This is a genomic window from Curtobacterium sp. MCBA15_013 (assembly GCF_001865095.1).
GTDB lineage: Bacteria > Actinomycetota > Actinomycetes > Actinomycetales > Microbacteriaceae > Curtobacterium.
This window is the reverse complement of record NZ_MJGQ01000009.1, coordinates 1-13864: the sequence shown is the minus strand read 5'-3', so window position 1 is coordinate 13864 and position 13864 is coordinate 1. Positions and strand designations below refer to the sequence as shown.

Below are 13864 nucleotides of genomic sequence, written 5' to 3'. Positions count from 1 at the left end.
TCGTGACGACCGACAACTGGTTCAACCCCGCCGGCTCCCGCCCCGAGGCGGGCTGGACGGACGTGATCGACGGCCGTGTCGCGGGGTGGGCGCACACCGGTCTGCGGACCGGCGCGCTGACCGACGGGGGCGAGCTGCGCCTCCAGGCCGACGCCGTGGAGCGGATCGTCGTGCCGCTCGCCGGATCGTTCCACGTCACGTACGCGGGCGCCGCCGGGAACGGCGACCAGGCCCTCGACGGGCGTTCGAGCGTGTTCGACGGACCGACCGACGTCCTGTACCTCGGTTCGGGAACGGAGGCGCGGATCACCGGCACCGGTCGGCTCGCGGTCGCCGAGGCACCCACCGACACCGTCAAGCCGACGACGTACGTGGCCCGGCAGGACGTGCCGGTCGAGCTCCGCGGTGCCGGACAGTCCAGCCGGCAGGTGCACAACTTCGGCACCCCGGCGGCGCTCGACGCGGACAGGTTCATCGTGTGCGAGGTGATCACGCCGGCCGGCAACTGGTCGTCGTACCCGCCGCACAAGCACGACACGTCCATGCCCGGCGAGGAGTCGAACCTCGAGGAGATCTACTACTACGAGTCCGCCGTCGCGCGCGGTGTCTCCGCACCGACCACCGCCGACCCGTTCGCACTGCACCGGACCTACGCGTCCGACGACCGCGCGATCGACGAGTTCCGGCAGGTGCGGACCGGCGACATCGCCCTCGTGCCGTACGGCTGGCACGGTCCCGCCGTCGCGGCGCCGGGCTACGACATGTACTACCTCAACGTGATGGCCGGGCCCGACCCGGAACGCGTCTGGAACATCACCGACGACCCGGCGCACGGCTGGGTCCGCCAGGTGTGGGAATCCGAGTCGATCGACCCGCGCCTGCCCTACGAAAGGAAGCTCGCGTGACCACCAACACGCGGAGGATGACCGTCGGCCAGGCACTCGTCGAGTTCCTGGCCAACCAGTGGACCGTCGACGGTGACGTCCGCGAACGCACCATCCCGGGGATCTTCGGCATCTTCGGGCACGGCAACGTCGCCGGCGTCGGCCAGGCCATCAAGCAGCTCCACGTCGAGCAGCCCGGCCTGCTGCCGTACCACCAGGCCCGCAACGAGCAGGCGATGGTGCACGAGGCCGTCGGCTTCGCCCGCATGCACCGCCGCCGTGCCACCTTCGCCGCGACGGCGTCGGTCGGCCCGGGTGCCGCGAACATGCTGACCGCCGCGGCGCTCGCGACGACCAACCGGTTGCCCGCACTCCTGCTGCCGTCGGACACCTTCGCCACGCGCACCACCGACCCGGTGCTCCAGCAGATCGAGCTGCCGCACGACACCTCGCTGCAGGTGACCGACGCGTTCCGTCCGCTGTCCCGGTACTTCGACCGCGTCGAGCGTCCGGAGCAGCTGTTCTCGATCGCGCTCGCGGCGATGCGGGTGCTCACCGACCCGGCCGAGACCGGCGCCGTGACCATCGCCCTGCCCGAGGACGTCCAGGCCGAGCAGCTCGACGTCCCCGTCGCATTCCTGCAGCCGCGTGAGTGGCACATCCGCCGGCCGCTGCCCGAGCACGGCCCGCTGGCGCGTGCGGTCGCGGCGATCCGGGCGGCAAAGCGTCCCGTCATCGTCGCCGGCGGTGGCGTGCTGTACTCCGGTGCGGAGCAGGAACTCGCGGCGTTCGTCGAGGCCACCGGCATCCCGGTCGGCACCTCGCAGGCCGGCGGCGGCTCGCTCGTCTGGGACCACCCGCAGTACCTCGGCGGCATCGGCGCGACCGGCACCGCCGCGGCGAACGCGATCGCCGCGCAGGCCGACGTCGTCATCGGGATCGGGACGCGGTACAGCGACTTCACGACGGCCTCCCGGACGGCGTTCCAGAATCCGGACGTCACGTTCGTCAACGTCAACGTCGCCGCGTTCGACGCCTACAAGCACGGGTCGCAACTCCCGCTGATCGCGGACGCCCGGGAGGCGCTCGTCGCGCTCGCCGAGCACCTCGCCGCGTTCTCGGTGGACGCCGGGTACGCGGCCGAGATCGCGCAGCGGAAGCAGGAGTGGGACGCCGTGGTCGATCGGGCCTTCGCCCCGTCCGGCCTGGCCGTGCCCGGTCAGTCCGAGATCATCGGCGCCGTGCAGTCCGCCACCGATCCGCACGACGTCGTCATCCAGGCGGCCGGATCGCTGCCGGGCGACCTGCACAAGCTCTGGCGGGTGCGGGACGCCCTCGGCTACCACGTCGAGTACGCGTTCTCGTGCATGGGCTACGAGATCGCCGGGGGCATCGGCGTCCGCCGTGCCGCGCCGGACCGCGACGCGATCGTCATGGTCGGCGACGGCAGCTACCTCATGCTGCACACCGAGCTCGTCACGGCCGTGGCCGAGGGCATCAAGATCGTGGTGGTCCTCATCCAGAACAACGGGTACGCGTCCATCGGGCACCTGTCCGAGACGGTCGGGTCCGAGCGGTACGGCACGAAGTACCGCTACCTCGACGAGACCGGCTCGTTCGAGGGCGACGACGTGCTGCCCGTCGACCTCGCCGCCAACGCACGCTCGTACGGCGTCGACGTCATCGAGGTGCAGCCCGGGCCGAACGCGATCGAGGACCTCAAGTCCGCGGTGCGTCAGGCGAAGGCGAACGACCACACCACGCTCGTGCACGTCCACTCGGACCCGCTCGTCTACGCCCCCGATGGTGACGGCTGGTGGGACGTCCCGGTCGCCCAGACCTCCACGCTGCCGAGCACCCAGCAGGCCCGCGCCGCGTACGAGCAGCAGGTCGCCGCGCAGCGTCCCCTGCTCGGCTGAACACCTCCGACCACACGCAGAAAGCAGACGACGACGTCATGACCGACACCGCCACCGCCACCGACGCCATCCGGATCGGCACCGCCCCCGACTCGTGGGGCGTCTGGTTCCCCGACGACCCGAAGCAGGTTCCGTGGCAGCGCTTCCTCGACGAGGCGACCGCGGCCGGCTACAAGTGGATCGAGCTCGGGCCGTACGGGTACCTGCCCACCGACCCCTCGCAGCTGCGCGACGAACTGGAGTCCCGCGGGCTCCAGCTGTCAGCCGGCACCGTCTTCACCGGGTTCCACAAGGGCGACGACCAGTTCCAGCGCGCCTGGGACCAGGCCGTCAAGGTCGCCGGTCTCGCCGCCGCGCTCGGCGCCGAGCACCTCGTGACCATCCCGGACCTCTGGCGCTCGGACGCCACGGAAGAGGTGCTCGAATCGCGCACGCTGACGGACGAGCAGTGGGAGCGCCTCGGCAAGGGCCACGACCAGCTCGGCAAGGCGCTGCTCGAGGAGTTCGGCGTGCACCAGCAGTTCCACACGCACGCGGACAGCCACGTCGGCACCTACACGGAGACCGTGCGCTTTCTCTCCGAGACGGACCCGGCGTACACGAACCTCTGCCTCGACACCGGCCACTTCGCGTACTACGGCGGCGACAACCTGAAGCTCATCGCCGAGCACCCCGAGCGCGTCGGCTACCTGCACCTCAAGCAGGTCGACACCGACCTGCTCCCCGACGTCCTGAAGAACGACGTCCCGTTCGCCACCGCGGTGGCGCAGGGGATCATGACCGAGCCGCCGCACGGCACGCCGGAGCTCGCGCCCATCATCGAGGCCGTCGCGACGATCAACCCGGACATCTTCGGCATCGTCGAGCAGGACATGTACGGCTGCTCCGTCGACGCTCCCGGCCCGATCGCCGAGCGCACGTTCCAGCACATCTTCGGCTCGACCGCCGCCGCCCGCGCCCTCTGACACCCCCAGGAGAACCCAGCATGAGCACCACCGAGAACCTCCGCGTCGCCGTCGTCGGAGCGGGCGCGATGGGCAGCGACCACGTGCGTCGCATCACGTCGACCATCGCCGGCGCCGACGTCGTCGCGATCGTCGACCCCGACACCGCCCGGGCCACCGCGGCCGCGGCGAAGGCCCCGGGTGCGATCACCGCGTCGTCGTTCGAGGACGCACTCGACGCCACCCCGATCGACGCCGTCATCGTCGCGACCCCGGGCTTCCTGCACGAGCCCGTCCTCGTGCCCGCGATCGAGCGTGGCCTCGCCGTCCTCTGCGAGAAGCCGCTCACGACGTCGGCCGCGGACTCCCTGCGGATCGTCGAGCTCGAGCAGGCGAAGTCTGCCCGCCCGAAGATCCAGGTCGGCTTCATGCGCCGGTTCGAGAAGGGCTACCAGGAGCTCCGTGCGCTTCGCGAGTCCGGGTCGAACGGTGCCCTGCTCGCGCTGCACCACGCGCACCGCAACCCGACGACCCCGCCGAACTTCAGCGAGTCGATGCTCATCCACGACTCGGTGATCCACGAGATCGACATCATCCCGTTCATCACGGGGGAGCCGATCGTCGCCGTCGAGGTGAAGAAGCCGCGCAAGAACTCCCTCGCACCGGCCGACCTGCCCGAGCCGCAGTTCGTCCTGTTCACCACCGAGTCGGGCACGATGGCGATCGTCGAGATCAACGTCAACGCCCAGTTCGGCTACCAGGTCACGACCGACGCGGTGTTCGAGTCGGGTGTCGCCTACATCGGCCGCGAGACCTCGCTGAACCTCGTGTCGCAGGGCGTGTCCGGCCAGGGCGTCACCCCGTCGTTCGTGGAGCGCTTCGGCGCCGCCTACGACGAGGAGGTCCAGCGCTGGGTCGACGCCGCCAAGACCGGCGGCATCGACGGGCCGAGCGCCTGGGACGGCTACACGGCGTCCGTCGTCGCCGAGGTGGCCGTGCGCGCGCAGCAGTCCGGCGCGCTGGAGCAGGTCGCCTACGCCACCGCGAAGCCGGCGTTCTACGAGACGGTCTGATCGATGCCGAAGATCGCACTCGACCCCACGCCGTTGCACCACGACCTGTCGCTGCTGGAGTTCCCGCAGAAGGTCGCGGACCTCGGCTACGAGTACCTGCAGCTCACCCCGCACCAGGACTTCATCCCCTTCTACCGGCACCCGAAGGCCGACGACGACCTCGTCGACGCGTTCGCTGCCGCGTGCCGGAAGGCCGGGGTGCAGGTCGCGTCGGTCCTGCCGGTCCTCCGGTGGTCCGGGCCCGACCGTGACGCCCGCGAGGCCGCGGTGACGAAGTGGAAGCGGGTCATCGAGATCACGAAGCGCCTCGGCGTCGACACGATCAACACCGAGTTCTCCGGCCGCCCCGAACGCCCCGAGGAGTCCGAGGACGCCTTCTACCGCTCGATGGAGGAGCTCCTGCCGATCATCGAGGACGCCGGACTCCGCGTGCTCATCGACCCGCACCCGGACGACTTCGTCGAGGACGGCCTCGAGGCCCTCCGGGTCATCCGCGGCCTCAACTCGAAGCACGTCGGGTTCGTCTACGTCGCCTGCCACACCTTCCACTACGGCGGCAACATGGACGAGATCATCGACGCCGCGGGCGACTCGCTGCAACTCATCCACGTCGCCGACGCCTACGACCACCGACGGTCGCACGGCCTCCGCTACATCACGAACCCGCCGGGCAACCCCGTGCGCGTGCACCAGCACCTCCCCGTCGGGCAGGCGGACGTCGACTTCGACGCCTTCTGGGCCGCCCTCGACCGCGTCGGCTTCGCGGCGCGCGAGGACACCGTCGCGGTGTCGAGCGTCTTCGCCGAGGACGAGAACGCCGACGAGGTCTCCCGCTTCCAGCTCGACACGATCACGAAGGGACTGAACCGATGACGACCACCATCGAGACCCCGACGCCCACCGGCACCGACGTCCGACCCGTCACCCTGCAGGCCGCGTCGCAGACCGTGACCGCCCTGTGGAACGACTCCGCCGATCCGCGCGAGCTGTCCACGGCGATCCACGAGTACGGTGCGGTCGGGGCGACCTGCAACCCGGTGATCGCGTACACCTGCATCCAGCAGGACCCCGACACCTGGGTCCCGCGCATCCGCGAGATCGCCGCCGAGCACCCGACCGCGGGGGAGTCCTGGATCGGCTGGAAGGCCGTCGAGGAGCTCTCGATCGCCGCGGCCGCGCAGCTGTTGCCCGCCTTCGAGGCCTCGGGTGGCCGCAACGGCCGGCTGAGCATGCAGACCGACCCGCGTCTCCACCGCGACCGGGACGCCCTCGTCGAACAGGCCGTGCGGTTCTCGCAGCTCGCGCCGAACATCATCGTGAAGATCCCCGCCACCAAGGTCGGCATCGCCGCGATCGAGGAGGCCGCGTACCGCGGTGTCTCGATCAACGCGACCGTGTCGTTCACCGTGCCGCAGGTCGTCGCCGTGGGCGAGGCCATCGAGCGCGCCCTCGACCGCCGTGCCGCCGAGGGTCTGCCCGAGCAGGAGTTCGGCCACGTCGTCACGCTGATGGCCGGCCGCTTCGACGACTGGCTGAAGACCGTCGTCAAGCGCGACCACGTGATGGTCGACCCCGGCATCCTCGAGTGGGCCGGTGTCGCTGCCGTGAAGCACGCGTACCGGGTCTTCCAGGAACGCGGCTTCCGGTCGCGCGTGCTCGTCGCCGCCTTCCGGAACGCGATGCAGTGGTCGGAGTTCCAGGGCGGTGACCTCGTCGTGTCGCCGCCGTTCCAGTGGTCGAAGGACATCAACGACAACGCGTTCCCGTTCCGTCCGGACGCCATCCACGACGAGGTCCCCGCGCACGTCATCGACGCGCTGCGTGCCGCCTCGCCGGAGTTCGCCCGAGGTTACGACGTCGACGGCATGACGATCGAGGAGTTCGACCGCTTCGGCGCCACGGTGACCACGCTGCGCCAGTTCCTCGACGCCGACGCGAAGCTCGACGCCCTGGTCCGCGACATCATCGTGCCGGCAGCATGAGCGCAGCCGCGTCCGCCGACGGCGCCACCATCGGTGTCGGCCTCATCTCGGTCGGCTGGATGGGCCGGTTGCACTCCCGTGCCTACCGCGCCCTGCCCGACCACTTCCCGGAGCTCGGCGTGCACCCCCGGCTCGTCGTCGCCGCCGACCCGATCGAGGCGGCACGCGACCAGGCCGTGACCCGCCTGGGCTACGAGCGGGCCGTCGCCGACTACCACGAGGTCCTCGCCGACCCCGAGGTCGACGTCGTCTCGATCTGCTCGCCGAACTTCCTGCACCGCGAGATGGCGGTCGCCGCTGCCGAGGCGGGCAAGCCGTTCTGGATCGAGAAGCCGATGGGCCGGTACGCCAGCGACTCCCGACAGATCCACGAGGCCGTGCAGCGCGCCGGTGTCATCACGAGCGTCGGCTTCAACTACCGGCACGCCCCGGCGATCGAACGGGCGCGCGAACTCGTCCGCAGCGGGCGCCTCGGCCGGATCACGAACGTCCGCGGGTCGCTCCTCGCCGACTACTCGTCCGACCCCGCGGCGCCGCTGACCTGGCGCTTCGAGCGGGAGCGTGCCGGCTCGGGCGTCCTCGGCGACCTGCTCTCGCACGGGCTCGACCTGGCGCAGTACGTCGTCGGCCGGATCTCGTCCGTGACGGCGCTCGCGGAGACCTTCATCGTCGACCGACCGCTCCCCGGCGCTGGCATCGTCGACCGCAGCGCCGCCGCGACGGGGGAGCGGAAGCCGGTCGAGAACGAGGACTACGCGGCCCTGCTCTTCCGCTTCGAGGACGGCGCCGTCGGCACGATGGACTCCAGCCGCGTCATGCGGGGGCCGCACGCCGAGTACACGCTCGAGGTGTACGGCACGAAGGGCTCGGTGCGGTGGGACTTCCAGCGGCTCAACGAGCTCGAGGTCTACCTCGACGGGCAAGAGGTCGACGGGTACGCCACCCACTACGTGGCCGCGGGGGACGGCGAGTTCGCCCGCTTCCAGCCGGGCGCCGGCACCGCAATGGGGTACGACGACCTGAAGACCGTCGAGGCCGCGCAGTTCATCGCGAGCGTCCGGCGCGGGGAGCAGCTCGCGCCGTCGGTCGCCGACGGCCTGGCGGCTGCCTCGATCGTGGAAGCGGCGGAGGCGTCGCTCGCCGACGGGGCGTGGCACGAGGTGGCGCGCGTCGACGGACCGCTCACCTACGCGGCGGCGACCCCCGTGCTCTAGACGCACGACCCGACGGACGGGAGGCGCGGTGCCAGCTGGCACCGCGCCTCCCGTCTGCTCTGTCCCGCGGTCGCAATCCATGTTAGGTTGTCAGGACAAAGTATCGACCTGCAGGAGGCACCATGCCGCTCGTCCGTATCGACCTCGCCACCGGCCGCACGCCCGAGGCCGTGCGTGCCGTCGCCGACGCGATCCACACCGCCATCGTCAACGTGTACGGCATCCCCGCACGCGACCGGTTCCAGATAGTCACGGAGCACCCGGCGCAGCAGATCATCGCCGAGGACGCCGGACTCGGGTTCGAGCGCACCGACGGGGTCGTGATGATCCAGGTCTTCACGCAGCGCGGGCGCGACCAGGCCGCGAAGCAGGAGCTCTACCGGGCGGTCCACGACGGCCTTGCCGGGGTCGGTGTCGCGTCCGAGGACGTCTTCATCGGGTACGTCGAGAACGGGCCGGAGGACTGGTCCTTCGGCTTCGGCCGGGCGCAGTACGTGACCGGCGAACTCGGGGTCCCCTCGTTCGCCTGAGCGCGCGGCCTACTTGTCGACGAGCGTGACCTCGAACGAGTAGCGGTCCGGGCGGTAGCAGTGCACGCCGTACTCGACCGCGCGGCCCGAGGCGTCGTACGCGGTGCGGCTCATCGTGAGCACCGGGTCGCCGTCCTCGATCTCGAGCAGGCCGGCCTCCTCGTCGGTGACCGCACGGGCGCCGATGCGCTGCTTCGCGACCCGCATGGTCACGCCGCGGCCGCGCAGGAGCTGGTACAGGCCGTGGGTCTGCAGGTCGTCGTCGGTGATCTCGAGGAACTCCGGCGGCAGGTAGTTCTCGAGGATCGCCATCGGGACGTCCTCGGCGAAGCGCACGCGACGGATGTGGGCGACCGTGGTGCCCGGTGCGATGCCGAGCGCCTCGGCGACGGCGTCCGGGGCGGGCACGTCGTTGCGTTCCAGGAGCTTCGTCGCCGGCGCCTGCGACCCCTGTGCGAGGTCGTCGTAGAGGCTGGTCAGCTCGACCTTGCGGGTCACCGGGCCGTGTACGACCTGGGTGCCGATCCCGCGCCGGCGCACGAGCAGGCCCTTGTCGACGAGGTCCTGGATCGCCCGGCGGATCGTCGGCCGGGACAGCCCGAGCCGCTCACCCAGGGCGATCTCGTTCTCGAGGCGGGCACCCGGGGGCATCGCGCCGGAGCGGATCGACTCCTCGATGCGCGAGGCGACCTGGAAGTACAGGGGCATCGGACCCGACCGGTCCAGGTCCATGAACAGGTCGGACGGCAGCTGGCCTTCGTTGGTCATCGCGGTCCTTCAGCAGTAGGGATTGTCGTGACAATACCACCGGGCCCGCGGCGGACCGGCCAGCGCGGCCGTGCGGCCGACGTCAGTCAGCGAAGATCATCGGGCGGTTCGACAGCCGGGGCTGCGCAGCCGTCCGCGGCTTCTCCGCTCGGGCCCGCACCGGCGCGATGGCGACCCGGACGGCCGCGCCGAGCGCCTCGACCGTGTCCGTCCCGTGGTGCCCGGCCGCGTGCACCACGATCGCCGCACACGCCTCGGCATCGGCGGCCGCGTCGTGGTGCTGGAAGCCCTCGTACCCGGCGGCCCGCGCCGCCATCGGCAGGCGGTAGGAGTCGAGCGTGTAGGTCTTGCGGGCGACCTGCAGCGAGCACAGCGAGTGGTGTTCCGCGAGGTCGATCCCCGTCGCCGAGCACCCACCGGCGATCACGCCCATGTCGAAGCGGGCGTTGTGCGCCACGAGGACGTCCCCGTCGGCGAACGCCACGATGTCCGGGTACTGCTGTTCCCACGACTTCGCCCCGACGACGTCCGACGCGACGATGCCGTGGATGCGGGTGTTCCACTCGAGGAAGGCGTCGTGCCCGAGCGGCGGTCGGATGAACCACGACGCCCGCTCGACGACCCTGCCCGCGCGGACCTTGACGAGTCCGACCGAGCAGGCGCTGGCGGGCGAGCTGTTCGCGGTCTCGAAGTCGATCGCGGTGAAGTTCAACGGCACGGTCCCGATCGTCGCACGCGGCGCCGACATCGCCGCAGAGCCCCTCGGCGTTGCGGCCGGCCGGCCGTCCCGGCCGACGGGTGTCGGCAGTCGACGGTCGGCCGTCCGCGTCGGACTGTCGGACTGTCGGACTGGAGGCGCGGGTCGGCCCCGACGGGCGGCCGCCGGTAGGCTGTCCTCCCGTGGCACTCACCATCGGAATCGTCGGTCTCCCGAACGTCGGCAAGTCGACCCTGTTCAACGCCCTGACCAAGAACCAGGTCCTCGCCGCGAACTACCCGTTCGCGACGATCGAGCCGAACGTCGGCGTGGTGAACCTCCCCGACCCGCGGCTGGACCAGCTCGCAACGCTCTTCAACTCCGAGAAGACCGTGCCGGCCCCCGTGTCGTTCGTCGACATCGCCGGCATCGTCAAGGGTGCGAGCGAAGGCGAGGGGCTCGGCAACAAGTTCCTCGCCAACATCCGCGAGGCCGACGCCATCGCGCAGGTCGTCCGTGGTTTCACCGACGACGACGTCGTGCACGTCGCGAACAAGGTGTCGCCGAAGGACGACCTCGAGGTCATCAACACCGAGCTGATCCTCGCCGACCTCGAGACCATCGAGAAGGCGCTGCCGCGGTACGAGAAGACCGTGAAGCTGAAGCAGGCCGAGCCGATCGTGCTCGAGACCGCTCGTGAGGCCAAGGCAGCGCTCGAGCAGGGCACGCTCCTGTCCGCCACCTCGATCGACCTCGCTCCGATCGCCGAGCTCGGTCTCCTGTCGGCCAAGCCGTTCATCTTCGTCTTCAACGTCGACGAGGCGATCCTCACCGACGAGTCCCGCAAGGCCGAACTGGCCGCGCTCGTCGCGCCCGCCCAGGCCGTGTTCCTCGACGCCCAGGTCGAGTCCGAGCTGATCGAGCTCGACCCGGCCGACGCCGCCGAGCTCCTCGAGTCGACCGGGCAGACCGAGTCCGGCCTCGACCAGCTCGCCCGCATCGGCTTCGACACCCTCGGGCTGCAGACCTACCTGACGGCCGGTCCGAAGGAAGCCCGCGCGTGGACGATCGGCAAGGGGTGGAAGGCACCCCAGGCTGCCGGCGTGATCCACACCGACTTCGAGAAGGGCTTCATCAAGGCCGAGGTCATCTCGTTCGAGGACCTCATGGCTGCCGGTTCCATTGCCGAGGCCCGTGCGCACGGCAAGGCCCGGATCGAGGGCAAGGACTACGTCATGCAGGACGGCGACGTGGTGGAGTTCCGCTTCAACAACTGACCCGTCGTTCGGGTTGTGCGCCTCGGTCCGTCCTCAGCGGGCGTAGGGCCAGTAGCGGAACGTCGACTGCTCGCCACGCCTCTTCTCCGGCAGGCGGTGGCCGTACGCGCCGACCGTCTCCTCGAACAGTGCTCCGTCGCTCACGACCTCGAAGCGGAAGCCGCTCCGGCGATGAGTGCCCGACCCTTGGTGCTGCCACGAGCCCGGGACGATCCGGAGGAGTGCGCGAGTCACGCCGCGATGCGCTGCGACGGCGTACTCGATCCCGTGGCGCTCGACCGTGGCTTCGGAGAACTTGAACCACTTCGACGCCGATTGCCCGATCTCCTGGGAGTGCTTCTCGCGCTCCGCTCGCGGGAGCCAGTCCGCCTTGTACCCGTAGCCGTCCAGTTCGGAGCCGTCGAGCGCCTCCTCGCGACTGCTGGTCCACGCGCCGAGGGAAACGATGAGCAGGGGTTCGTCCGTCTCGAGCGGCGGCGCTGACATCTCGTCGAGAAGGTCCTGGAGTCGCATGATGCCGTGCCCCTTGGCCGACTCTCGTCGCGCGTTCGTGAGCTGGGCGGCTTGGCCTCCGGGAAGCCGCACGGTTCCTGTGGCCCGTGCGAGGACCGGCATCGAGCGGAGCAGGTCGATGCACGCGGCCTCGACAGACGTGTACTCGACCTCGGATCGCATGCCGTAGCGGACGATCCAGATCTCCGGTTCAGCGCCGAGTTCCCGGATCGCCTTGATCTTGGCGATCTTGGCGATCTTGTTGCTCGGGGTCTCGGCGCTGTCCGTGAGCAGCGCTTCCCTCCCGTGGGAGGCGAACCGTTCGCCCTTTCCCTTCCCGACGTAGAAGGGCACACCCGTCGCGGGATCGACGAGCATGTAGACGTAGAGTCCAAGCTCGTTCGCTACCTGCTGCTGCACGCTTGGGTCGATCGCGGTCTGCACTGCCATGGTTCTTCCCCCGATTTGTTGATGTTTACTCAAAGAGCCTAGGGCACGATGTTGGTGAGCGTGACCAACGCGCGGCTTCGCCGGTGACGGCGCTGGGGGATTCGCAGTGCCGTCGCCGGAATCGATCGCACGCCGCCAGGATGGGTACATGACGAACGCGCAGGCGGGCTGGTACGACGACGGTTCCGGGACGATGCGGTGGTGGGACGGCTCCGCGTGGACGGAGCAGGTGCAGCCCGCGGCAGCGCCGTCACCGGGACTCGGCGGGGTGATCGACCGTATCCAGGCCGAGGCCTCCGCCGGTGGGCAGCCGCGCCCTGCTCCAGCCGGTATGAGCTACGTCGTCCTGCAGGTGGTGCTCAAGGAGAAGTTCTTCGGTACCGGGTCCGGCAACCTCACGGAGCTCGAGCGGGCGATCAACGCGCAGGCGGCGCTCGGGTACCGGCTGCACACGATCACCACGTCGTCCTCGGGCAGCACAGGCTTCGGCGGCGGCGACCGGATCCAGGCGACGATGGTCTTCGAGAAGCTCGTCTGACCGCAACCGCGGATGCGTGCGTCGGACCGGCTGGCTTGGCGTCTGTTCGCATCGCCGCGCTAGGTTGGCGCTGAGTCCATCGCCGAGGAGGCCCCATGTCGTACGTCGTCGACTTCGAGCACGTGTCCACCGTCGGGTTGGAGTCCTCGCCGGTCGCCGATGCCCTCGCCGGCCTCCGGGCGAACGAGGCGCGCTACTTCAAGAACAAGTACGACCACGTCTTCACCACCCACTCCGCCGAGGACGTGCCCGATCTGGTCGACTACGTCACGAAGGTCCTCCAGGACGAGCGGGGGCTGGTCATCGCCTCGAAACCGCTCGAAGCCACCGAGGCCTTCGTCGACGGGATCCGCTGGACCCACGTCTTCTACGAGTCCGGACTCGCGGTCAACGTCCTCTACACGTTGGAGCCGGGCGGCAAGCGAGCGGTCGGGTTCAAGCTCTCGGACGGCATGGAGGTGCCGGAGGAGCTGGCGGACAAGTTCAAGTTCGCGCGGCAGAAGTCGAAGCTGGCGGGGACGATCCGCGGTTCGTACTTCGTCGTCAAGGGCGAGTACTGACCTCGAGTCGTCCGCGCTGAGCCGGTCGTCGTCCGGTTTGGCCACAGAACGCGCTTGCTCGGCCCACGCGCATCACGCCCACCTACCGTCGAGAGGCTAGGAGGCAACGTGAAGTACATCCACTACGACGGCAGCCAGATCCTCACGGGGGACGCGATCGCCGATGCGGTCGCGGACTACGCGGCGATCCTCGGTGCCAACGGCAGGACCGACACCGTTGCGATCCCCGCGGTGGCCGACGACGGCTCGGTGACCCGGACGACGGTGCTGATCGGCCCCGCGAGCGAGCTGACCGTGAGCGCGGCGCCCGACGACGAACTCGAGCCCGAGGACCACGCGTTCATCCGGCGGCTGCGGGACGCTGCGGAGCGAGCGGGGACCGAACGGCCGGTGGACGTCGACGGCGGGCACCGCTTCGCCGACGCCGACGAGGCGAACACGGCGGATGCGGACGCGGACACGGCGGCCGCGGACAAGACCGACTGACCCCACACACGACGAAGGCCGCCGAGCAGTGCTCGGCGGCCTTCGTCGTG

Annotated in this window: 15 protein-coding genes; 12 read left to right on the top strand and 3 right to left on the bottom strand. The window is 70.2% G+C overall.

Annotated elements, in window-relative coordinates; translation table 11 throughout:
- Positions 1-2 precede the first annotated feature (2 nt).
- The 8 genes from iolB to BIV01_RS07050 all read left to right on the top strand — a co-directional run bounded on the left by iolB (position 3) and on the right by BIV01_RS07050 (position 8546).
- On the top strand, positions 3-905 hold the full coding sequence (gene iolB / locus BIV01_RS07085; RefSeq protein ID WP_071302378.1) for a 5-deoxy-glucuronate isomerase: 903 nt from the start codon (positions 3-5) through the stop codon (positions 903-905).
- 17 nt (positions 906-922) lie between these two features.
- Positions 923-2803 (top strand): 3D-(3,5/4)-trihydroxycyclohexane-1,2-dione acylhydrolase (decyclizing), encoded by a 1881-nt coding sequence (iolD, locus tag BIV01_RS07080; RefSeq protein WP_071302377.1) that lies wholly within the window; start codon positions 923-925, stop codon positions 2801-2803.
- A gap of 38 nt (positions 2804-2841) precedes the next feature.
- Positions 2842-3768, top strand: a complete 927-nt coding sequence (locus BIV01_RS07075; RefSeq protein ID WP_071302376.1) for a sugar phosphate isomerase/epimerase family protein — start codon at positions 2842-2844, stop codon at positions 3766-3768.
- A 20-nt stretch (positions 3769-3788) separates the two neighbouring features.
- Entirely contained in the window at positions 3789-4820 is a 1032-nt protein-coding gene (locus BIV01_RS07070) for a Gfo/Idh/MocA family protein (protein ID WP_071302375.1), read from the top strand.
- Between the two features lie 3 nt (positions 4821-4823).
- Positions 4824-5693, top strand: a complete 870-nt coding sequence (locus tag BIV01_RS07065) for a sugar phosphate isomerase/epimerase family protein (RefSeq protein ID WP_071302374.1) — start codon at positions 4824-4826, stop codon at positions 5691-5693.
- The gene (locus BIV01_RS07060) at positions 5690-6802 is read left to right on the top strand and encodes a transaldolase family protein (protein WP_071302373.1); all 1113 of its coding nucleotides are present in this window, start codon (positions 5690-5692) and stop codon (positions 6800-6802) included. Before BIV01_RS07065 ends, BIV01_RS07060 begins: the two co-directional genes overlap by 4 nt.
- Complete coding sequence (locus BIV01_RS07055; protein ID WP_071302372.1) at positions 6799-8016, top strand: Gfo/Idh/MocA family protein; 1218 nt, start codon at positions 6799-6801, stop codon at positions 8014-8016. Before BIV01_RS07060 ends, BIV01_RS07055 begins: the two co-directional genes overlap by 4 nt.
- A 122-nt stretch (positions 8017-8138) precedes the next feature.
- Positions 8139-8546: a tautomerase family protein gene (locus BIV01_RS07050; RefSeq protein WP_071302371.1), complete on the top strand. Its 408-nt coding sequence runs from the start codon at positions 8139-8141 to the stop codon at positions 8544-8546.
- 9 nt (positions 8547-8555) lie between these two features.
- Here the strand turns inward: BIV01_RS07050 and BIV01_RS07045 are convergent, their stop codons facing one another.
- Positions 8556-9314 (bottom strand): GntR family transcriptional regulator, encoded by a 759-nt coding sequence (locus BIV01_RS07045; RefSeq protein ID WP_070416740.1) that lies wholly within the window; start codon positions 9312-9314, stop codon positions 8556-8558.
- A gap of 82 nt (positions 9315-9396) precedes the next feature.
- Entirely contained in the window at positions 9397-10032 is a 636-nt protein-coding gene (locus tag BIV01_RS07040; protein WP_083295392.1) for an exonuclease domain-containing protein, read from the bottom strand.
- Between the two features lie 182 nt (positions 10033-10214).
- Here BIV01_RS07040 and ychF point away from each other — a divergent pair, with 182 nt between their 5' ends.
- Positions 10215-11288: a redox-regulated ATPase YchF gene (ychF, locus tag BIV01_RS07035; protein ID WP_070416738.1), complete on the top strand. Its 1074-nt coding sequence runs from the start codon at positions 10215-10217 to the stop codon at positions 11286-11288.
- A 33-nt stretch (positions 11289-11321) separates the two neighbouring features.
- On the opposite strand, the gene BIV01_RS07030 is transcribed toward ychF, so the two are convergent.
- Positions 11322-12224: a GIY-YIG nuclease family protein gene (locus BIV01_RS07030; protein ID WP_139199251.1), complete on the bottom strand. Its 903-nt coding sequence runs from the start codon at positions 12222-12224 to the stop codon at positions 11322-11324.
- Positions 12225-12378: 154 nt separating this feature from the next.
- Here BIV01_RS07030 and BIV01_RS18920 point away from each other — a divergent pair, with 154 nt between their 5' ends.
- From BIV01_RS18920 to BIV01_RS07015, 3 genes are all read left to right on the top strand, one after another.
- Positions 12379-12768: a DUF2510 domain-containing protein gene (locus BIV01_RS18920; RefSeq protein WP_083403153.1), complete on the top strand. Its 390-nt coding sequence runs from the start codon at positions 12379-12381 to the stop codon at positions 12766-12768.
- A gap of 95 nt (positions 12769-12863) precedes the next feature.
- Positions 12864-13328 (top strand): phage tail protein, encoded by a 465-nt coding sequence (locus tag BIV01_RS07020; RefSeq protein ID WP_071302369.1) that lies wholly within the window; start codon positions 12864-12866, stop codon positions 13326-13328.
- A 108-nt stretch (positions 13329-13436) separates the two neighbouring features.
- Positions 13437-13814 carry a hypothetical protein gene (locus BIV01_RS07015; protein WP_071302368.1) on the top strand — a complete coding sequence of 126 codons (378 nt, stop codon included), beginning with the start codon at positions 13437-13439 and terminating at the stop codon, positions 13812-13814.
- Positions 13815-13864 lie beyond the last annotated feature (50 nt).